Raw genomic sequence first — 19,517 nt, 5'->3', positions numbered from 1 at the left:
CTCTCGCGCACCGGCAGCATAACTCTTGCAACGTGGCATGCCACGTTGCACACTGGCCTTTGCCACGTTGCAAATGCCATCCGGAGGCCGTGATGACCGCACCGAGAACCCCGCTGTCCGCCGACCGGCTCACGGCGTTGACCGACCGCCTCCACGAGGACGGCATCATCGGCCTGCCGGGGGCGTTCACCCGCGACTGGGTGCGGCGGTTGGGCGAGGACGTCGACACGGCGTTCACCGAGGCGCGGTCGCGCCCGGACGGCGCGGTCGGCCGCGGCCCGAACCGCTACTACGTCGAGATCCACCCCGAGCAGCTCGGCGGGTTCGCCGAGCTGGCCTCCCACCCGTGGATCACCGCCGTCGCCGAGGCGGTGCTGGGCCCGGACTACCGGATCGTCGAGGTCGGCTTCGACGTCCCGCTCGCCGACGCGGTCGACCAGCCGTGGCACCGCGACTTCCCCATGCCCGAGGAGACCTCCCGCCACCGGCGGCTGACCTCGCTCGCCGTCAACGTGACCGCCGTCGACACCGAACCGGACATGGGACCGTTCGAGATCGCGCCCGGCACCCACTGGGACGACGGCGCCGCGTTCGAGCACGGCATGTTCCCGCCCAAGGACGCCTACCCGCGCTACCGCGAGCTCGCCGTGCGCAAGTTCCCGCGGATGGGCGACATCTCGATCCGCTCGGCGCTGACCGTCCACCGCGGCACCGCGAACCACTCCGCCAAGAGCCGCCCGGTCCTCGTCCTCGGCCTGGACGCGCCGGACGCGGACAACAGCGCCCGCCACGACACCGCCGTGACCCGCGGGTTCCTGGCATCCCTGCCGGAGTCGGTGCGCGCCCACCTGGTCTGCCCCGTCGTCGACACCCTGCTGCCGATCACCCAGAAGCACACCATCGAAGGCCTGGTGATGGGCGCGTCCGACTCCTGACCCGCGGAAGGCTCAGTCGAGCCGCACCTCGGGGCGGTAGATGTCGAACCAGTGGTGCAGGTCCAGCGTCCGGTCCAGCCCGATCCTCTGGTACGGCGCCATGGTGGCCGCGTCCACTTCGGACACCCGGTGCACCCAGTCGCGGTCGACGACGTCGAAGACCGGGTTGTCCTTCTCCGCCAGCACTTCCTTCGCCTGCTGCTGCAACGCGGCGGCGTAGCCGGGGTCCTGGGTGGACGGGTACGGGCTCTTCACGCGGTCGCGCACCGACGCGGGCAGCACGTGCTCGGTGGCGTGGCGCAGCAGGCTCTTCTCCCTGCCGTCGAACGTCTTCAGCGACCACGGCGTGTTGTAGACGTACTCCACCAGCCGGTGGTCGCAGAAGGGCACCCGCACCTCGAGTCCCACGGCCATCGACGTGCGGTCCTTGCGGTCCAGCAGCATCCGCACGAACCGGCTCAGGTGCAGGTTGCAGACCGTGCGCATCCGCGCCTCGTGCTCGGACTCGCCGTCGAGGTGCTCCACCGCCGCCACGGCCGTGCGGTACTGGTCCGCCACGTACTCCTTGAGGTTCAGCCTCGCCCCGACCTCGCTCCTGAGCAGCGCCTCCCGCTGTGACATCAGGCCGTTGCGGAAGGCCAGCCACGGGAAGGTGTCGGCGTTCACCGAGGCCTCGTCGTGGAACCAGCGGTAGCCGCCGAACACCTCGTCGGCCGACTCGCCCGACAGCGCGACCGTCGACTCGGCGCGGATCGCCTTGAACAGCAGGTACAACGAGGTGTCCATGTCGCCCAGCCCGGCCGGGACGTCCCTGGCGGTGATCACGGCGCGGCGCACGGCCGGGTCGGTCAGCTCCTCCGGGTTCAGCACGACGTCCTGGTGCGCCGAGCCGACCAGCCGCGACACGTCGCGGATGAACGGCGAGTCCGGGGTGTCGCGCATCTCGTCCGGCGTGAAGTTCTCCTCCTGGCCCACGAAGTCGACGGAGAACGTCCGCACCCGCTCCCCCTGCTCGGCCAGCCGCACGGCCGCGAGCCCGGTGATGGCGCTGGAGTCGAGGCCACCGGAGAGCAGCACGCAGCGCGGCACGTCGGCCACCAGCTGCCGGTCGACGATGTCGGTCATCAGCTCGCGCACCCGCGCGACCGTGGTCTCCTGGTCGTCGGTGTGCGGCCTCGCGTCGAGCTTCCAGTACGTGCGGGTCCGGATGCCCTCGCGCGACACCGTCACGAGGGTCCCCGGCCCGACCTCGCTCATGCCCTTCCACAACGACCAGCCCGGTCGCTTGGTGAACCCGAACAGCTCGCGCAGGCCGTCGGTGTCGACCACCGGGGCGGCGAGCGGGTTGGCCAGGATCGCCTTCGGCTCGGAGCCGAACAGGACGCCGTCGCGGGTCGGGTAGTAGTAGAACGGCTTGATCCCCATCCGGTCGCGGATCATCACCAGCTTCCGGTCGCGCTCGTCCCAGATCGCGAAGGCGTACATGCCGTTGAGGTGGTCCACCACCGCGTCGCCCCACTGCAGGTAGCCGTGCAGGACGACCTCGGTGTCGCTGTCGGTCTCCCAGGTGTGCCCGAGCCCGGTCAGCTCCTCGCGCAGTTCGGCGAAGTTGTACGCCTCACCGCTGTAGACCATGGCGACCTCGCCGTTCGGCGTCGTCACGCTCATGGGCTGCTTGCCGCCCGGCAGGTCGATGACGGCCAGCCTCCGGTGGCCGAGCGCCACGTCGCCGCGCACCCACGTGCCCCGGTCGTCGGGACCTCGGCACGCCATGGTCGCGGTCATCGCGTCGACGACGTCCCGCCGTTGCGTCAGGTCGACTTCGTAGGAAACCCAGCCGGCGATCCCGCACATCCGCAGCCTCCGGAGTTACTTAGCATGCACAACTACGCGTAACACCGGTGTAACACTCCTCGTGCCATCTGTCTGCCCGAATTGCACGCTCTGTCGTCGATTCACTACCCGTTGTGCCGTAGACCACTCCGACACCAATCGTCCGGGACAAATAATCGATTATCTTTGCTATCGTCGATCACATGACCGACTGTCTCGACCGCACCCACCCGCCGATCGACCTGGATGCCGTTCGCGAGGTGAGCCGTGCCGTCAGCGACGCGCACCTGTTCGTCTACCTCGTCCCCGAGAGCGCGGCGACGGCCGCCGAACTGGGCGTGCCCGACCGCGGTCCGGCCTACCTGGCGTTCCGGGCGGCCGCGTTGGGCGCGGTGCCGTGGCAGGTCGTGCTCGCGACGTTCTACAACTTCAGCCCGCACCTGGTCCGGTCCATGACGGGCGTGTGGGACGTCGCCGCACCCGAGCGGTGGCAGTCAGCCAGGTTCACGATGGCCGGCCGCGCGCTGCGACGGGTCGGCGTGGCTCTCACCGCCGAGCGGATCGCGGAGGCGCGGTCCCTGGTCGACCCGGTCGTGACCGCCGCCGACTACGCGGGCCGTCCGCTCGCCGCCGGCAACGCGTCGGTCCCGCTCCCCCCGGATCCGCTTGTCGCGCTGTGGCAGCGGATCACGGTCGTGCGCGAGTGGCGTGGTGACGCGCACGTCCAGGTGCTCGCGGCCGACCGCGTCGGGCCGTGCGAGTGCAACGTCCTGCACACCGCGACCGGCCGACTGCCCACGGCGCTCGTGCGCGCGACCCGCGGGTGGACCGACGAGGAATGGGACGCGGCGACGGAACGGCTGGTCGCACGCGGCTGGCTCCACGCCGACGGCACCGCGACCGACGCCGGCATCGCGGCACGGGAACGGATCGAGGTCGAGACCGACGAGCACTGCGCCGCCTTGTGGGCCCCGATCGGCGCACGGGGTGCCCGGCGCCTGGCCGCGCTCCTCGCGCCGATCCACGCCGCGTTCACCGCGGCCGGGACGTTCGACCGCCTCCGCTGACCGGGTTCCCGCACCGGAAGACCGGTCCGGGTGGGACGAAGGCCCGGACGGGTGCGACGGTCCACACCGGACCGCCCGACCTCACCACCAGGTCGCCCACGCCGCGAGACCCACCCCGACGCACAGCACGAGCACCAGCAACACCAGTGCCCACACCGGAAAACGGGACCTCCGCGGTGACGGGGTCGCGACCGGACTGATCAGCTCGGTGGGCGCCGAGAACGCGCGGGACCGGGCGACGGTCCCGTCGTCCACGACGTCGGCCACGATGACCGTCACGTTGTCCGGGCCTCCGCCGTCCAGCGCGAGCCTGATCAACGCGTCGGCGCACGTCTCCACGTCGTTCTCGCGCATGGCCCGCGCGATGGCGTCGAACTCGACCACGTCGGACAACCCGTCCGAGCACAGCAGGAACCGGTCGCCCGCCTGCGCCAGCCGGACGTGCATCGTCGGCTCGATCCCCGACTCCCCCGTCAGCACCCGCAGCACGATCGACCGGCGCGGGTGGGTCTTGGCCTGCTCCGGCGTGATGTGGCCCGCGTCCACCAGGAACTGCACGAAGCTGTCGTCCTTGGTCACCTGGGTCAGTTCGCCGCCGCGCAGCAGGTACGTCCGCGAGTCGCCGATGTTGAGCGAGGCCACCCACTCTCCGCCGAACAGCAGCGCCGTCAACGTCGTGCCCATCGACCCCAGCGCGGGGTTCGCCGCCGTCAGCTCGGTGATGGCCGCGTTGCCCGACTCGACGGCGGTCCGCAGCCGCTCCACCGGGTCCCCGCTCAGCGCGTGGTCGTCCAGGGGTGCCAAGGCGCCGATGACGACCTTGCTCGCCACCTCGCCCGCGGCGTGACCGCCCATGCCGTCCGCGACCGCCACCAACCTGGCGCCCGCGTAGAGCGAGTCCTCGTTGTTCTGGCGCACCAGGCCGGGGTCGCTGCGCGCGGCGTAGTTGAGCACGAGAGCCATTGCGGCAGCCTAGCCAAGGGGTCGTCGGGCCAGGAGACCTGACCTCCGGCTCGGCGGCGCGTCACCGCAGCCGGTCGCGACGGCGGACCAGCGACGCGGTCTCGGCGGTGTTGCCCGCCAGGTCGACGGCCCGGTCGTAGGCCGCGCGCGCCTCGTCACCACGGCCCAGCCTGCGCAGCAGGTCGGCGCGGGTGGCGTGGTAGGCGTGGTAGTCGGCCAACCTGGGCTTGAGGCGGTCGACGACCGCCAACGCCACCTGCGGCCCGTCGAGCTCGGCGACCGCGATGGCCCGGTTGAGGGCGACGATCGGCGAGGGGTCGAGGCGGACCAGCTGGTCGTACAGGGCGAGGACCTGCGACCAGTCGGTGTCGCGGATGTCGCGGGCGGAGGTGTGCACGGCGTTGATCGCGGCGAGGATCTGGTAGCGCCCCGGAGCCACCCCGCCGGCCGCCGCGACCAGGCGTTCGCGCACCAGCCCGTGCCCCTCGGCGATCAGCGTCGCGTCCCAGGCCCCGCGGTCCTGCTCGTCGAGGGCGACGAGCTCACCGGTCGCGGAGACGCGGGCGGTGCGGCGGGCCTCGGTGAGCAGCATCAGCGCCAGCAGCCCGGCCACCTCGCCGTCCTCCGGCAGCAGCTCGCGGATCAGGCGGGTGAGCCGGATCGCCTCCGAGGTCAGGTCGTGGCGCACCGGGTCGGTGTCGGGTCCGGTGGCCAGGTACCCCTCGTTGAAGACGAGGAAGAGGACCGCGAGCACGCCGGTGACGCGCGCGGGCAGGTCCTCGGCGGACGGCATCCGGTAGGGGATGCGGGCCACCTTGATCTTGGCCTTGGCGCGGGTGATCCGCTGCCCCATCGCGCTTTCCGCCACCAGGAAGGCGCGGGCGATCTCGGGCATGGTCAGCCCGCCGACCATGCGCAGCGTCAACGCCACGCGGGCTTCCACCGCCAGCGCGGGGTGGCAGCAGGTGAAGACGAGCCGGAGCCGGTCGTCGTCGATGGCGCCGAGCGGCTCGTGCGGGTCGTCGTCGCGCACCACCAGTGCCTCCTTGTGCTTGTCGTCGCGCTTGTCCTCACGCCGGATCCGGTCGATGGCCTTGCGGTTGGCGGTGGTGGTCAGCCAGGCGCCGGGGTTGGGGGGCACGCCGTCGGCGGGCCACCGCTCGACGGCGGTGGCGAACGCCTCGGCGGCCGCCTCCTCGGCGATGTCCAGGTCACCGAAGCGCCTGGTCAGTGCGGCGACCACCCGTGCCCACTCCTCGTGGTGCACACGGGTGATCGCCTCGTCGACGTCGCTCACTGGAACGGTCGCACCTCGATCTTGCGGTCGCAGGCCTTCGAGGCCTCGGTGGCGAGCGCGAGCGCCACGTCCAGGTCGGGGGCCTCCCACACCCAGACGCCCGCCAGGTACTCCTTCGACTCCACGAAGGGCCCGTCGCTGAACACCACGTCCTCGCCGCGGTTGTCGACGACCGTGGCCGCGCTCGTGTCCGCGAGTCCGCCCGCGAACACCCAGTAGCCCCCGGCGACCAGCCGTTCGTTGAACGCGCTGATGGCGGGCCCCCGGTCGGTGCTGCCGGGGTCGCTCTTGTCGTCGATCACGGAAACCAGGTACTGCATCTGACGATCCTCTCCTACGGGTGTGCCGGTGCCGGGAACCTCAGGCCGTCGGGTACTGCGGGCGCCCGGCGGGCCGGAACACCTGGATGGTCACGCCCTTCGAGTCCACTCGCGACTCGACCAGGTCCAGCGCGAGGTCCGGGCCGTTCCGCGGGAACAACCGCGCGCCCTGCCCGATGACGACCGGGACCACGATCAGCGTCATCTCGTCGACCAGGTCGTTCGCCAGCAGCCACCGGACCAGCGTGCCACTGCCGTGCACCTGGAGCTCACCGCCCGGCTTGGCCTTCAGCTCCCGGACCGCGGCCGCGAGGTCGTCGGGCAGCACGGTGGTGCCCGCCCACGACGGGTCGGTCAGCGTGCCCGACGCCACGTACTTGGGCCGGGTGTTCAGCGACCGCAGCACCGGCTCCCAGCCGGGGACGTCCTGCTCCGCCATCGACCCCCACGAGGCCGCGAACAGCTCGTAGGTCCGCCTGCCGAACAGGAACGCGTCCGCGCGCCGGTAGGCCTCGTTGATGTACACGTCGGTCGCGACATCACCCTCCCCCCGAGCCCACCCACCCCGCTCGAACCCGTTCCTGCGGTCCTCCTCCGACGCCCCGCCGTTGCCCTGCACCACTCCGTCCAGCGTGATCTGGGTCATCGTCGTCAGCTTCATGGTCGCGGTTCCTCACCTCGGCGCCACCCCTCGTGGGCGGCCTCACCCCTGCTACGAACGCCACCACCCCGATCCGACACCGGCTGCCGGATTTTCTTCGAGAACTTTTCCGGGACGCCGGTCCGGGGGGTCAGATGCCGAACTGCTCCCGCACACCGCCGATGGAGGTGGCGTCGTCGACGGCGTCCCGACCGGCGATCAGCTCGGCCGCGTACGGGCCCGCGGTGCAGCGAAGCTGGTCCGTCCCGTCGGTCGCCGCCCGGTACACGACCTCGGCGACCACCTCCGGCTCGTCCCCGCCCGCACCCGACTGCGCCCGGGCGGAGAAGAACGCCCCCACCAGCCCCTGGTACCCGGACAGGCTCTCGTCGTTGGTGAAGTCGAAGGACCGCCTTGGTCGTGTCGAGCAGGCCCAGCACGTTGACGTCGTACTGCCGTCGGATCTTGTCCATCGGCGTGGCCTCGAGCAGGCCGTAGGCGCCGTACCCCGCGTTGTTGAGCAGCACGTCGATCCCGCCGAACCGCTCGACGCCCGCGTCGACGGCCGCCGCGATGGACTCGGTGTCCAGCACGTCGAGCCGGGTGACGAGCACGTTCCGCAGCGCGGTGAGCTCCTGCACGACCTCGGGATCCCACTCAACGCCGTGCTCCGCCGCGCGCGCCTGCCCGCAGGTGCCTTCGCGAACGGCCCGGTCACCATGACCCCCGAGGAGTACTACCGGTTCTGGGGCGCGGTGGACGAGGAGGCCGCGGATCCCGACCTCCCGGCGAGGATCGGCCGCACGCTGTCCGTCGAGGCGTTCAACCCGCCCGTCTTCGCCGCGCTGTGCAGTGCCGACCTGCGCGCCGCGGCCGAGCGCATCGCCGCGTTCAAACCGCTCATCGGCCCGGTGGTCCTCGACGTCACGTCCGACCGCCGCGGGTTGCGGATCGCGTTCCACTGGCCCGAGGGCCCGCCGCCACCGCCGTTGCTGGTCGCGGGTGAGCTCGCGTTCTGGGTCGCCCTGGCCCGCATCGGCACCCGAAGCGACCTGCGCGCCACCCGCGCCACCATGCGCCGACCTCCCCGCGCCTCGGCCGCGACCACGACGTACTTCGGCACACCGATCCGCAAGGGCGACACCGACTCGATCACCTTCGCCCCGTCCGACGCCACGCACCCGTTCCTCACCGAGGACGAGACCATGTGGACGTTCTTCGCCCCGGAGCTCCGCCGCCGCCTTGCCGAGCTCGAGGTCGCCGCCACCACGACCGACCGCGTGCGCGCCGCGCTCCACGAATGCCTGCCGGCCGGGCAGAGCTCGATCAACGCGGTCGCGGGCCAACTCGTCACGAGCCCGCGCACCCTCCAACGCCACCTCCAGGCCGAGGGCACCAACTACCAGACCGTGCTGACGCGCACCCGCGAACAGCTCGCCCGCCGCTACCTGGCCGACAGGTCACTCACCGTCTCCCAGATCGCGTACCTCCTGGCCTACGACGACACCAACTCGTTCTACCGCGCGTTCCGCCACTGGACCGGCGCCACCCCGGAGAAGGCGCGCACCGGCGGCACCTGACCACGGGTGGCCGCGGCTTGCGCAGTGGACCGAGCCGAGCTACTTTCGATACGAAACAGTAGCGTAGCGAAAGCGGGTAAGGGTGGGCATTTCGAAGTCCGGCGACACGACCCGGCCCTCACCGACGGGGCGGCCTCGGGACTCCGGTCGTGACCTGGCCATCCTCGACGCGACCCTGGCACTGCTGACCGAGGTCGGGTACGACCAGCTCTCGATGGAGGCGGTGGCCGGGCGGTCCGGGGCGGCGAAGACGACGATCTACCGCCGGTACAGCGACAAGGCGGCGCTGGTGGCCGCGGCGGTCGAGCACCGCTCCCCCGCGAAACCCCCGCGCCCCAAGGGGAAGAGCCTCCGCGAGGACGTGCACGCCCTGACGGCGTGGCTCGCGCGGAGCATCTCCGAACAGGACGTGGGTCTGCTCGGCGCCCTGTTCACCGGCATGCGCAGCGACCCGCGGCTCGCCGAGGCCATGCGGCGGATCCTGCGCCAGGACCAGACCGCGATGACGGACGGGCTTGTCCACCACGCGGCCTGCCGACTGGCACCCGGCGCGGCACCGCTCTTCGCCGAGGTCGCGCCCGCGGTGATCCTGCACCGCGTCGTGGTCGTGGGCGAGCCGTGCGACGCCGCCTTCGTCGCGCACCTCGTCGACGACGTCCTCCTGCCGCTCCTGAGCACTCCGGCCGACCCGAACCACCCGCACACCCAGGAGACGTGATGAAAGCAGTGCGCTACGACCGGTTCACGGGCATCGACGGGATCTACCTCGCCGACGTCCCCGAGCCCGTGGCCGCCAAGGGCGAGGTGGTCGTGCGGGTCGAAGCCGGTGCCCTCAACCCCGGCGCACTGCCGGCGCTGCACGGCAGTGCGTACACACCGGGCCGCGACCTCGCCGGTGAGGTCGTCGCCGTCGGTGCCGACGTGCTCGGCTTCGCCGTCGGTGACGCGGTGCTGGGCAGGCTCCAGAGCTGGGACGCCCACGCCCAGTTCGTCGCCATTCCGGCGGACCAGGTGGTGAGCAAGCCCCACGCCCTCCCCTGGGACGTCGCGGGCTCGCTCTACACCACGCCGATGGCCGGCCTCGGCGCCATCCGAGCGGTCGAACCCCGACCGGGCGAGACGGTCGTGATCTCGGGTGCGTCGGGCGGCGTCGGGTTCACCGCCGCCCAGCTCGCCCTCCGCGCCGGGGCGAGGGTGGTCGGCCTGAGCAGCGCCGCGCACTTCGACCTGCTCCGACAGCACGGCGTCGAGCCCGTCCTGTACGGCGACGGCGAACAGGACCGGATCCTCGCCGCCACCGACCGGGCCGACGCGTTCATCGACACCGTCGGTGGCGCCTACATCGACCTCGCCATCGCCCTCGGCGTCCCGCGCGCCCGCATCGACACCGTCGTCGACTACCGCGCGGCGAAGGAGAAGGGCGTCAAGTCGATGGGCACCACCGATGCCGGCGGCCTCCCGGCACTGGCCGAACTGGCCACCCTCGCCGGCGCCGGCGACCTCCACATCCCAGTCGCCGCGACCTATCCGCTCACCGCCGTCCGCGACGCCTACCGCGCTTTGGCCGACCGCAAGACCCACGGCCGCATCGTGCTGCACCCCCAAGACCTCACCTGAGGCACGGGCCGACGACCGCCTCGGCCGGTTCGCGGAACGACGTCCCGCACCTTCAGATCGTGATGACTCGTCGTCCGCGCGTGTGACCCGCTTCGCTGTCGACGTGCGCGGCGGCGGCGTCGGCGAGCGAGTACGACTTCTCCACCGGGATGTGGAGCATTCCCCGGCCGATGAGGTCGACGGTCTCGACGAGTGCGTCCGGCATGCTTCCGGCCGTGCCGGAGAACCGGACGCCGGGAGGCGTGTCGAAGTCGGCGATGGTGATCACCTTCCGCGGGTCCCCGGTGAGCCCGACCAGTTCGCTGAGCACGCCCGCCCCCGCCAGGTCCAGGGCCGCGTCGACCTGGCCGAGCTGCCGCACCCGTTCGACCCACCCCTCGTCGTACGTCGTCGCCACCGCGCCGAGGCCGCGCAGGTAGTCCTGGTTCGCCGCCCCGGCCGTGCCGATCACCGCGATGCCGCGGGCACGGGCGACCTGGAGCACCGCCGACCCGACTCCCCCGGCCGCTCCGCTGACCAGGAGCGTCTGCCCGGCGGTCACGCCGACCTCGCGGATGACGCGCAGCGCGGTCTCCACCACGGACGGGTACCCGGCCGCCTCGTCGAACGGGAGCCCGTCGGGCATCCGGGCCCACTCCCACAGCACCGCGAACTCGGCGTAGGTGTCCTCGCCCTCGCCGAACACGTGGTCACCGATCCCGATCCCGTCCACGCCGTCGCCGACTTCGTCGACCACGCCCGCGGCGTCCAGCCCTACGCCCGCGGGCAGGGCGATGGGGCGGGCATGTCGCATCTGACCTTGGCGGATCCGCCAGTCGACCGGGTTCACCCCCGCCGCCCGCACCGCGATGCGCACCTGGCCGGGACCCGCGTGGGGTTCCTCGGCGTCGACGAGGTGGAGGACGTCGGGGCTGCCGAACTCGCTGAAGCTCACCTTCTTCATGCCGCCGACGCTAACACTAACCGTCAGCTTTTTGGAACAGTTATTGTTTTGCACCTGCTAGCGTGGCGCCATGACCGAGCCGCCGGGCCGCCGTGAGCGCAAGAAGGCCGCGACCCGTCAGAAGATCGCCGACACCGCCCTGCGGCTCTTCCTGGAACGCGGGTACGAGGCCGTGGGCATCCGCGACGTGGCCGCCGAGGCCGACGTCGCCGTCACCACCCTCTTCTCCCACTTCGCGTCGAAGGAGGCTCTCGTCTTCGAACGCGACGACGAGTTCCGGCAACTCCTCACACGGGCCGTCACCGAACGCACCGCGGGCGAACCGCTCATCCCCGCCCTGCGCCACGTGGTCCACGCCATGGTGCGGCACTGCGCGGAAAACGGCGCGGGCCCGATCTGGCGCATGATCGACGAAAGCCACGCCCTGCGGGACTACGAACAGTCCATGATGGTCCGCCTGGCCGAGGCACTGGCGACCACCATCACCGCCGACCCCGAACTGGCCTGCGGTGCGACAACCGGCCGGGCCATCGCGAGATTCGTCATCGCCGCCTTCTCACTGGGCCGCCAAGCGGCCGACCCCGAGGCCGCCGTGGACGAGGTGTTCGACCTGATCGACGCGGCCTGGCAAGCACGTGAACGTCGCGACCCCGCGTCCGCGTAGTCCGACCTGACCCGTTCCAGGGGCACAACTCCTACCATTGCGTTACCTCTGGGTGAGCGATATGTTAACGCTCACATTCACCACCGGTCTTGCGTGCCGTCGCCAGGCGCCTCGTCGGGAGGAGGTCAGCGGACACCGCCGCCTCGCGCATTTCCGATCGACAACTCTTCGCCGTCGAACTCCGCCGTTTCGACGGGCCGGTCTTCTCCCCCGCACGCCGTGTCGCGGCGCGTCGGTGAAGCGCGCCCGGCCAACGGTCAGGCAGTCACGTCAACGAAAGAGGTCAGCAATGGCAAGACTTCGGGGTGCACGAGGTTCGCGGACGGCGGTCCTGGCAGTCGCCGCGGGCGGCTCGCTGGTCGCCGGTCTGCTCGTCGGTGTCGGCACGTCGCAAGCGGCTTCCCAAGGGCCCTGCGACATCTACGCCGCCGGTGGCACGCCGTGCGTGGCCGCGCACAGCACCACCCGCGCGCTGTACGGCTCCTACACCGGGGCGCTCTACCAGGTCAGGCGCTCCTCGGACAACGCCACCCGCGACGTCGGCCCGCTCACGGCAGGCGGCGTCGCCGACGCTGCCGCGCAGGACTCCTTCTGCGCCGGCACCACCTGCCTCATCACGGTCGTCTACGACCAGTCCGGGCGCAACAACCGCCTCACGCAGGCACCACCCGGCGGCTTCAACGGCCCGGCTGCCGGCGGCTACGACAACCTCGCGAACGCCACCGCGGCACCGATCACCGTGGGCGGTCACAAGGCGTACGGCGTCTACGTGGCCCCCGGCACCGGCTACCGCAACAACAACACCAACGGCGTCGCGACCGGCGACCAGCCCGAGGGCATGTACGCGATCTTCGACGGCACGCACTACAACGGCGGCTGCTGCTTCGACTACGGCAACGCCGAGCGCAACAGCCGGGACAACGGCAACGGCACGATGGAGGCCATCTACTTCGGCAACATCAAGGTCTGGGGCTACGGCGCGGGCAACGGCCCGTGGATCATGGCCGACCTGGAGAACGGCCTGTTCTCCGGGATCAACACCCGGTACAACGCCAACGACCCCAGCATCGGCCACCGCTTCCTGACCGCCGTGCTCAAGGGCGAGCCCAACCACTGGTCCATCCGCGGCGGCAACGCCCAGTCCGGTGGGCTGTCGACGTTCTACAACGGCGCGCGCCCCAACGCCTCCGGGTACAACCCGATGAAGAAGGAGGGCGCCATCATCCTGGGCATCGGCGGTGACAACAGCGTCGGCGCCCGCGGCACCTTCTACGAGGGCGTGATGACGTCGGGCTACCCGTCCGACGCCACCGAGAACGCGGTGCAGGCCAACATCACCGCAGCCGGCTACAGCACCGGCTCGGGCTCCGGCGGGAACGGGCTGACTCCCGGCTCGACGGTGTCCCTGCGCGCCACCACCGCGGGCTACACCGACCGCTACATCCACCACACCGGCTCCACCGTCGACACCGGGGTGGTCGCCGACGGGAGCTCGAGCACCGAGAAGGGCAACGCCTCCTGGATCGTGCGAACCGGGCTGGGCAACAGTTCGTGCGTGTCCTTCGAGTCCAGGAACACCTCCGGGCAGTACCTGCGGCACCGCAACTACCAGCTCTACCTGAACGCCAACGACGGCACCTCCACGTTCACCCAGGACGCGACGTTCTGCCCGGAGCCCGGTCGCAACAGCCAGGGCACGTCGTTGAGGTCCGTGAACTTCCCCGACCGGCTCGTCCGCCACTTCAACAACGTCGGCTACATCGCCAACACCAGCGGCTCCAACACCTTCGACAACCCCAACGCCTACGACGACGACGTGAGCTGGCTCGTCAGCGCACCCTGGGCGCCCTGAGCGGGGACAACCCAATGTTATCGCTAACATTCGACGCTTGTTCGAGTCGAACGGTCGAACGCGGACGACGGGACTCCCACCCTGCCGGTCAACGTCCACCTCACGAAGAACTCGATGACCCACGGCCACCGTCCGAAAAGCAACTGGGCTGGACGGATGGCGGAGCTTGACCTGTCCGAGTGAACAGGACTCCCCCGGAGCACGGGGCGATTGACAGCGCTCCCAGGAGACGCGACGGTTACGCACGTCTTCTGGGAGCGCTCCCAGAGCCTTCACCCCTCGATGTCCTTCGCACAAAGGAGTGCAGATGTCAGGTCGAACCGTGCGGCGACGAGCCGTGCTCGCCGTGCTGGGATCCGCGGCGACCCTCGTGTGCGCGGCTCTGGTCGCCGCCACGGGTTCGTACGCGAGCAGCACCTCGGCGGCCTTCGCGTGCAAGGTCGACTACGTCGCCAAGGACTGGGGTTCGGGCTTCGGCGCCACCGTGACGATCGGCAACCTCGGCTCGTCGGCGGTCACCGGGTGGGCGCTGACCTACTCCTACAGCGGGAACCAGGCCCTGCAGCAGGGGTGGAACGGCGTCTGGTCGCAGTCGGGCAAGAAGATCACCGTCGCCAACACCACCTGGAACGCGACCATCCCCGCGAACGGCAGTGCGAGCGCGGGCGCCAACTTCGCCTACAGCGGCACCAACACCGCGCCGACGGACTTCGCGGTCAACGGCGTCGCCTGCACCGGCACTCCCCCGACGACCACCACCACGACCGGTCCACCGCCGACCTCCGCGCCCGCGCTGAAGGTGTCGGGGAACAAGCTGGTCACGGCGAGCGGGGCCACCTACCGGCTGCTCGGCGTCAACCGCGCCAGCGGCGAGTTCGCCTGCGTGCAGGGCAAGGGCATGTGGGACGGCGGCCCGGTCGACCAGGCGTCGGTGAACGCGATGAAGGCGTGGAACGTCCGCTCGGTGCGGATACCGCTCAACGAGGACTGCTGGCTGGGTCTGTCCGGCTCCCCCAGCGGCCCTGCCTACCAGCAGGCCGTGAAGGAGTACGCGAACCTGCTGGTGGCCAACGGGATCAACCCGGTCCTGGACCTGCACTGGACGCACGGCCTCTACACCGGCACCAGCTCGGCCTGCTCCGACGTCGGCGCGACCTGCCAGAAGCCGATGCCGAGCATGCAGTACACGCCCACCTTCTGGACCCAGGTGGCCACCGCCTTCAAGGGCTCCGACGCGGTCGTGTTCGACCTGTTCAACGAGCCCTACCCGGACGCGGCGAACAACTGGTCGGACATGGCGGCCGCGTGGCGCTGCCTGCGCGACGGCGGGACGTGCGCCGGGTTCGACTACGAGGTCGCGGGCATGCAGGACCTGCTCGACGCGGTGCGCGCGACCGGCGCGACCAACGTGGTCATGTCCGCCGGACTGACCTGGACCAACGACCTGAGCCAGTGGCTGACCTACAAACCAGCCGACCCGACCGGCAACCTCATGGCCTCGTGGCACTCCTACAACTTCAACGCCTGCGCGACCACGTCCTGCTGGGACGGCCAGATCGGCGCGGTGGCGGCGCAGGTGCCGGTGCACGCCGGTGAGATCGGCCAGGACACGTGCGCGCACGACTACATCGACCGGGTGATGACCTGGCTCGACGCGCACCGCCTCGGCTACACCGCCTGGACCTGGAACCCCTGGGGCTGCACCCAGGGCAACGTGCTCATCCAGGACTACAACGGCACGCCGAGCACCGGCTACGGCGAAGGCTTCCGGGCGCATCTGCTCGCCGTCACACCGTGAGCGCGCGTCCTGCCCACCACACGTTCCCCTTGCCCACGCGGAGGGGCCCGCGTACGTCCTTCGTGGACGCTCGTGTTCCCCGCCGTCCTGGCGTCGTCAGGAGATCCCTGTGAAGAAAACGCTGCGGACACTGTTGTCGGCGGTGCTCATCGCCACGGTCGCACCGGTGGCGCTGTCGCTGGCCCCCTCGGCCCAAGCCCTGGAAAACGGCCTCGGCCGCACACCACAGCTGGGCTGGAACGACTGGAACAGCTTCGGCTGCAACGTCACCGACAGCCTGATCCGCCAGACCGCCGACACCATGGTGTCCAGCGGCATGGCGTCAGCGGGCTACACCTACGTCAACATCGACGACTGCTGGTCGGAGAAGTCCCGCGACGGCAGCGGCAACCTGGTGCCCTCGCGCTCCAAGTTCCCCAACGGCGTCAAGGCGGTCGCGGACTACGTCCACGGCAAGGGCCTGAAGCTCGGCATCTACTCCTCGGCGGGCACCACCACCTGCGCCGGGTACCCCGCCAGCCTCGGCAACGAGCAGCGCGACGCGAACCTCTGGGCGTCGTGGGGTGTCGACTACCTCAAGTACGACAACTGCGGCGACCACCAGGGCCGCACGGGCCAGGAGCGCTACACCGCGATGCGCGACGCCCTGGCCAAGTCGGGCCGGTCCATCTTCTACGCGCTGTGCAACTGGGGCAACGACAACGTCAAGCAGTGGGGGCCCGCGACCGGCAACTCCTGGCGCACCACCGGTGACATCGCGGGCAACTGGAACTCGGTGACGGGCATCCTCGACGCCCAGCCCGGCTGGGCGAGCGCCGCGGGTCCCGGCGCCTGGAACGACCCGGACATGCTGGAGGTCGGCAACGGCCTGTCCGACACCGAGTCGCTGGCGCACTTCAGCCTGTGGGCGCTGCTCAACGCACCCCTGATCGCGGGCAACGACCTGCGCACCATGAGCGCCGCGACCAGGACGATCCTGACCAACACCGAAGTCATCGCGGTCAACCAGGACTGGGGCGGACGCCAGGGCAACCGGCTCGTCGACAACGGCAACACCGAGATCTGGACCAAGCCGATGGCCAACGGCTCGGTCGCGGTCGTCCTGCTCAACCGCAACAGCGGCACCACCACCGTCTCCACCTCCGCGTCGCAGATCGGGCTGGGCTCGGCGAGCGGCTACTCGGTGCGCGACCTGTGGGCACACACGTCCGGCACGACCACCGGTGCCATCAGCGCCTCCGTTCCTGGGCACGGCGCGGCGATGTACGTCGTCAGCGGCGGCAACGGAGGAAACCCCGGCGGCTCGACCTTCGCCTTGCGGGGCCAGGGTTCCAACCGGTGCCTGGACATCACCGGCGCCTCGCAGGCCAACGGCACCCTCGCCGAGATCTGGGACTGCAACGGGCAGGGCAACCAGACCTTCACCGCCACCAACGCCGGTGAACTGCGCGTCTACGGCGCCAAGTGCCTCGACGTCAGCGGCGGCGGCACCGCCAACGGCACCGCGGTCGCGATCTGGGACTGCAACGGGCAAGGCAACCAGCAGTTCCGGCTGAACACCGACGGCACCGTCACCGCCGTGGCCGCGGACAAGTGCTTGGACGTCACCGGTGCCGCCACGGCCAACGGCACCAAGGTCGCGATCCGGGACTGCTCCGGCAACGCCAACCAGAAGTGGACCCGCGCCTGATCCGCCGTCGAGAGCGGTCGACCTGCCGAGCGCCGCACCGGTCGCGCGGTAGGTCGACCACAACAACCACATGGTCCCTGCCGTCGGTCGTTCGACGATGCCGCCGAGGGTCACGTGCTCGCGTGGTCCCGTTCGTCGGCGAGGCGCCGCAGGCCTCGGGCGTCCTCGGGTGTGGCGGGGAGGAAGACGACGAGGTGTTGTTGGACGTCTTCGGCGACGGCGAGCTTGATGTAGTTCAGGTCGACGCGGCCCGCGCCGGGGTGGCTGAACTGCTTCATGGCGGGCGCGAAGGCCTGGACGGGGTGTTGGGACCACATCGCGGTGAAGGCCGGGCTGGCGGACAGCAGGGCCTGGATGACGGCGTTGGTCCTGGGGTCGTCGGGGTGCTGGGCCGCGGAGGCGCGGAACTGGCCGAGGATCTCGCGGGCCTCGCGTTGCCAGTCGACGAGCAGCGTGCGCATGGCGGGCCTGGTGAAGAGCAGCCAGATGCTGTTGCGCTCCTCGGTCGGCAGGTTGTCCAGCCCGCCCACCAGACCCTCGTAGGCGCGGTTGTAGGCGATCAGGTCCCAGCACGAGTTGATCACGTGGGCGGGGTTGGGGTCGAGGGTGTCGACCAGGGCGCGCAGGGTCGGGCTGACCGTGACCGGGCGCGGGGACTCGGTGGGCAGGGCGGCGCCCGCGAGGACGAACAGGTGACGGCGTTCGGCCTGGGTGAGCCGCAGCGTCCGCGCGAGGCTCTCCAGGACCTGCCTGCTGACCGTGATGTCGCGGCCCTGCTCCAGCCAGGTGTACCAGGTGATGCTGACCCCGGAGAGTTGGGCCACCTCCTCGCGGCGCAGGCCCGGCGTGCGGCGGCGCGCGCCCGGTTCGAGCCCGACGGTCTGCGGGCTCAGGGCCTCCCGCCGGGATCGCAGGAACCCGGCCAACTGCGTGCGCTGCGTCATCCCGCCCATGAAACCGCCCCCGGCGCCCGCTGTCCTGGTAGTGCTGGTACCAGCATAACCAGCCCTCTGTACCAGCTTGCCGATCAGGCACACGCTGATCACCGTGACCACTCAGCACACGGCATCGCCCGGTGACCGCGCCAGCGGAACCGCAACACCCAGCCCCACGTCGTCGGCCTGGGGCCGTCCGGTCGCCGTCCTCGCGGTCGGCTCCTTCGCCATGGGAACGGACTCCTTCGTCCTCGCGGGCATCCTGCCCCAGATGGCCGACGGCCTGCACTCCTCCATCGGGGCGACCGGCCAGGTCATCACGGCGTTCGCGCTGACCTACGCGCTGTCCGCGCCGTTCCTGGCCGCCTTCACCAGCAAGCTCCCCCGCAAGCCGCTGATGGCGTTCGCGCTCGCGCTGTTCGTCGTCGCGAACCTCGCGTCGGCCGCCGCGCCGACGTTGGCCATGCTGCTCGTCGCACGGGTCGTCGCGGGTCTGGGCGCGGCGCTCTACACGCCCAACGCGTCCGCCGCCGCCGCGGCGCTGGCCGGGCCCGCCAAGCGCGGCCAGGCGCTCGCGGTGATCCTCGGCGGCCTGACCGTCGGCACGGTCTTCGGCGTCCCCGCGGGCACCGCCATCGGTCAGCACCTGTCGTGGCAGGCGAGCCTGGTGTTCGTCGCCGCCGTCGGCCTGGTGGCGCTGCTGGGCCTGCTCGTGACGCTGCCCGCGCTGCCGCTGCCCCCGGCGGTGCCGCTGGCCGCCCGCTTCAAGGTCCTGGCGCACGGCCGGGTCGTCGCCATCGTGCTGTTCATGCTGCTGGAGAGCGCGTCCAGCATCATGGTCTACACCTACATCGCCGACGTCCTGGGCAGCACGGTCGAGGCGACCGGCACGCTGCTGGCGGTGATCCTGCTGGTGTGGGGCATCGGCGGCACGGTCGGCGCGTTCGGCAGCGGGCGGCTCACCGACCGGTGGGGCTCCACCCGCACGCTCCTGCTCGCGATCGGCGTGCTCGCCGTGACGCTGGTGCTGCTGGCGGTCTGCACGTCGCTGCCCGCGGTCATGGTCGTGATGGCGCTCAACGGAGCGGCCGCGTGGGCCGTGGCCACGCCCAACAACCACCGCCTCACCGCGTTCGTGCCGCACCTGCCGAGCGTCGTCATCTCGTTCAACTCCTCCGGCATCTACCTCGGCCAGGCGATCGGCGCCGCGCTCGGCGGGTACCTGCTGAGCGGAACCGTTACGCCGCAACAGCTCTGCTACGTCGGCGCGGGCATCGCCGTCCTCGCCGGGGTCGTGCACCTGCTGATCGCGCGCACCTCGCCCGCCCCGTTGTCCGACGCCGCCTGAAAATCCGCCCGACTTGACGAAGGCGCGGGCCATCC

The 19,517-nt window shown here is 70.9% G+C and carries 18 protein-coding genes and 1 pseudogene; 10 read left to right on the top strand and 9 right to left on the bottom strand.

All coding sequences use genetic code 11. The annotated features are described in order from the left end of the window. Positions 1-92: 92 nt before the first annotated feature. Positions 93-935: a phytanoyl-CoA dioxygenase family protein gene (locus CLV43_RS32520; RefSeq protein WP_106192040.1), complete on the top strand. Its 843-nt coding sequence runs from the start codon at positions 93-95 to the stop codon at positions 933-935. A gap of 12 nt (positions 936-947) precedes the next feature. On the opposite strand, the gene asnB is transcribed toward CLV43_RS32520, so the two are convergent. After that, positions 948-2,789, bottom strand: coding sequence for an asparagine synthase (glutamine-hydrolyzing) (gene asnB / locus CLV43_RS32515; protein WP_106192038.1), 1,842 nt, complete (start codon positions 2,787-2,789; stop codon positions 948-950). Between the two features lie 182 nt (positions 2,790-2,971). Between asnB and CLV43_RS32510 the strand changes: the two genes are divergently transcribed. Beyond that, entirely contained in the window at positions 2,972-3,835 is an 864-nt protein-coding gene (locus tag CLV43_RS32510; protein ID WP_106192036.1) for an SCO6745 family protein, read from the top strand. Positions 3,836-3,916: 81 nt separating this feature from the next. On the opposite strand, the gene CLV43_RS32505 is transcribed toward CLV43_RS32510, so the two are convergent. The 6 genes and pseudogenes from CLV43_RS32505 to CLV43_RS50530 form a co-directional block, all read right to left on the bottom strand. Continuing rightward, positions 3,917-4,798: a PP2C family protein-serine/threonine phosphatase gene (locus tag CLV43_RS32505; RefSeq protein WP_106192035.1), complete on the bottom strand. Its 882-nt coding sequence runs from the start codon at positions 4,796-4,798 to the stop codon at positions 3,917-3,919. Positions 4,799-4,859: 61 nt separating this feature from the next. After that, the gene (locus CLV43_RS32500) at positions 4,860-6,095 is read right to left on the bottom strand and encodes an RNA polymerase sigma factor (protein WP_106192033.1); all 1,236 of its coding nucleotides are present in this window, start codon (positions 6,093-6,095) and stop codon (positions 4,860-4,862) included. Next, positions 6,092-6,415, bottom strand: a complete 324-nt coding sequence (locus CLV43_RS32495) for a YciI family protein (RefSeq protein WP_106192031.1) — start codon at positions 6,413-6,415, stop codon at positions 6,092-6,094. Before CLV43_RS32495 ends, CLV43_RS32500 begins: the two co-directional genes overlap by 4 nt. A 40-nt stretch (positions 6,416-6,455) precedes the next feature. Beyond that, positions 6,456-7,076 (bottom strand): dihydrofolate reductase family protein, encoded by a 621-nt coding sequence (locus CLV43_RS32490; protein WP_106192030.1) that lies wholly within the window; start codon positions 7,074-7,076, stop codon positions 6,456-6,458. 130 nt (positions 7,077-7,206) lie between these two features. Then, positions 7,207-7,416 (bottom strand): hypothetical protein, encoded by a 210-nt coding sequence (locus tag CLV43_RS49605; protein ID WP_245887147.1) that lies wholly within the window; start codon positions 7,414-7,416, stop codon positions 7,207-7,209. Positions 7,417-7,504: 88 nt separating this feature from the next. Further along, positions 7,505-7,648: pseudogene (locus CLV43_RS50530) on the bottom strand (hypothetical protein); the annotation flags it as partial. A 42-nt stretch (positions 7,649-7,690) separates the two neighbouring features. Between CLV43_RS50530 and CLV43_RS32480 the strand changes: the two are divergent. The 3 genes from CLV43_RS32480 (at position 7,691) to CLV43_RS32470 (ending at position 10,252) form a co-directional block, all read left to right on the top strand. After that, entirely contained in the window at positions 7,691-8,635 is a 945-nt protein-coding gene (locus tag CLV43_RS32480) for an AraC family transcriptional regulator (RefSeq protein WP_425445785.1), read from the top strand. An 82-nt stretch (positions 8,636-8,717) separates the two neighbouring features. Beyond that, positions 8,718-9,353: a TetR/AcrR family transcriptional regulator gene (locus tag CLV43_RS32475; RefSeq protein ID WP_106192026.1), complete on the top strand. Its 636-nt coding sequence runs from the start codon at positions 8,718-8,720 to the stop codon at positions 9,351-9,353. After that, a complete protein-coding gene (locus CLV43_RS32470) occupies positions 9,353-10,252 on the top strand; it encodes an NADP-dependent oxidoreductase (protein ID WP_106192025.1) in 900 nt (299 codons plus the stop codon). Before CLV43_RS32475 ends, CLV43_RS32470 begins: the two co-directional genes overlap by 1 nt. Positions 10,253-10,304: 52 nt before the next feature. Here the strand turns inward: CLV43_RS32470 and CLV43_RS32465 are convergent, their stop codons facing one another. Then, positions 10,305-11,195 carry an NADP-dependent oxidoreductase gene (locus CLV43_RS32465; RefSeq protein WP_106192023.1) on the bottom strand — a complete coding sequence of 297 codons (891 nt, stop codon included), beginning with the start codon at positions 11,193-11,195 and terminating at the stop codon, positions 10,305-10,307. Between the two features lie 70 nt (positions 11,196-11,265). On the opposite strand from CLV43_RS32465, the gene CLV43_RS32460 reads away from it, so the two are divergent. The 4 genes from CLV43_RS32460 (at position 11,266) to CLV43_RS32445 (ending at position 17,199) form a co-directional block, all read left to right on the top strand. Then, on the top strand, positions 11,266-11,859 hold the full coding sequence (locus CLV43_RS32460) for a TetR/AcrR family transcriptional regulator (protein ID WP_106192022.1): 594 nt from the start codon (positions 11,266-11,268) through the stop codon (positions 11,857-11,859). Positions 11,860-12,148: 289 nt separating this feature from the next. Next, positions 12,149-13,711 (top strand): alpha-L-arabinofuranosidase B, encoded by a 1,563-nt coding sequence (locus tag CLV43_RS32455; RefSeq protein WP_106192020.1) that lies wholly within the window; start codon positions 12,149-12,151, stop codon positions 13,709-13,711. Positions 13,712-14,018: 307 nt separating this feature from the next. Then, positions 14,019-15,509, top strand: a complete 1,491-nt coding sequence (locus CLV43_RS32450; RefSeq protein ID WP_106192018.1) for a cellulase family glycosylhydrolase — start codon at positions 14,019-14,021, stop codon at positions 15,507-15,509. Positions 15,510-15,612: 103 nt separating this feature from the next. After that, positions 15,613-17,199: an RICIN domain-containing protein gene (locus CLV43_RS32445; protein WP_425445784.1), complete on the top strand. Its 1,587-nt coding sequence runs from the start codon at positions 15,613-15,615 to the stop codon at positions 17,197-17,199. A gap of 110 nt (positions 17,200-17,309) precedes the next feature. On the opposite strand, the gene CLV43_RS32440 is transcribed toward CLV43_RS32445, so the two are convergent. Further along, on the bottom strand, positions 17,310-18,143 hold the full coding sequence (locus CLV43_RS32440; RefSeq protein WP_211304663.1) for a helix-turn-helix transcriptional regulator: 834 nt from the start codon (positions 18,141-18,143) through the stop codon (positions 17,310-17,312). A 103-nt stretch (positions 18,144-18,246) separates the two neighbouring features. Here CLV43_RS32440 and CLV43_RS32435 point away from each other — a divergent pair, with 103 nt between their 5' ends. Then, the gene (locus CLV43_RS32435) at positions 18,247-19,482 is read left to right on the top strand and encodes an MFS transporter (RefSeq protein ID WP_211304662.1); all 1,236 of its coding nucleotides are present in this window, start codon (positions 18,247-18,249) and stop codon (positions 19,480-19,482) included. Positions 19,483-19,517: the final 35 nt, after the last annotated feature.

The sequence above is a fragment of the Umezawaea tangerina genome, assembly GCF_003002815.1.
GTDB classification, from domain to species: domain Bacteria; phylum Actinomycetota; class Actinomycetes; order Mycobacteriales; family Pseudonocardiaceae; genus Umezawaea; species Umezawaea tangerina.
The sequence above is the reverse complement of the archived record's forward strand: the minus strand, read 5'-3'. Positions and strand labels throughout refer to the sequence as shown.

Bases quoted from the DNA above. Each gene is read 5' to 3' on its own strand.
- CLV43_RS32520 (WP_106192040.1), top strand. From the start codon at position 93: ATGACCGCACCGAGAACCCCGCTGTCCGCCGACCGGCTCACGGCGTTG.
- asnB (WP_106192038.1), bottom strand. From the start codon at position 2,789: ATGTGCGGGATCGCCGGCTGGGTTTCCTACGAAGTCGACCTGACGCAA.
- CLV43_RS32510 (WP_106192036.1), top strand. From the start codon at position 2,972: ATGACCGACTGTCTCGACCGCACCCACCCGCCGATCGACCTGGATGCC.
- CLV43_RS32505 (WP_106192035.1), bottom strand. From the start codon at position 4,798: ATGGCTCTCGTGCTCAACTACGCCGCGCGCAGCGACCCCGGCCTGGTG.
- CLV43_RS32495 (WP_106192031.1), bottom strand. From the start codon at position 6,415: ATGCAGTACCTGGTTTCCGTGATCGACGACAAGAGCGACCCCGGCAGC.
- CLV43_RS32490 (WP_106192030.1), bottom strand. From the start codon at position 7,076: ATGAAGCTGACGACGATGACCCAGATCACGCTGGACGGAGTGGTGCAG.
- CLV43_RS32470 (WP_106192025.1), top strand. From the start codon at position 9,353: ATGAAAGCAGTGCGCTACGACCGGTTCACGGGCATCGACGGGATCTAC.
- CLV43_RS32465 (WP_106192023.1), bottom strand. From the start codon at position 11,195: ATGAAGAAGGTGAGCTTCAGCGAGTTCGGCAGCCCCGACGTCCTCCAC.
- CLV43_RS32460 (WP_106192022.1), top strand. From the start codon at position 11,266: ATGACCGAGCCGCCGGGCCGCCGTGAGCGCAAGAAGGCCGCGACCCGT.
- CLV43_RS32455 (WP_106192020.1), top strand. From the start codon at position 12,149: ATGGCAAGACTTCGGGGTGCACGAGGTTCGCGGACGGCGGTCCTGGCA.
- CLV43_RS32450 (WP_106192018.1), top strand. From the start codon at position 14,019: ATGTCAGGTCGAACCGTGCGGCGACGAGCCGTGCTCGCCGTGCTGGGA.
- CLV43_RS32440 (WP_211304663.1), bottom strand. From the start codon at position 18,143: ATGACGCAGCGCACGCAGTTGGCCGGGTTCCTGCGATCCCGGCGGGAG.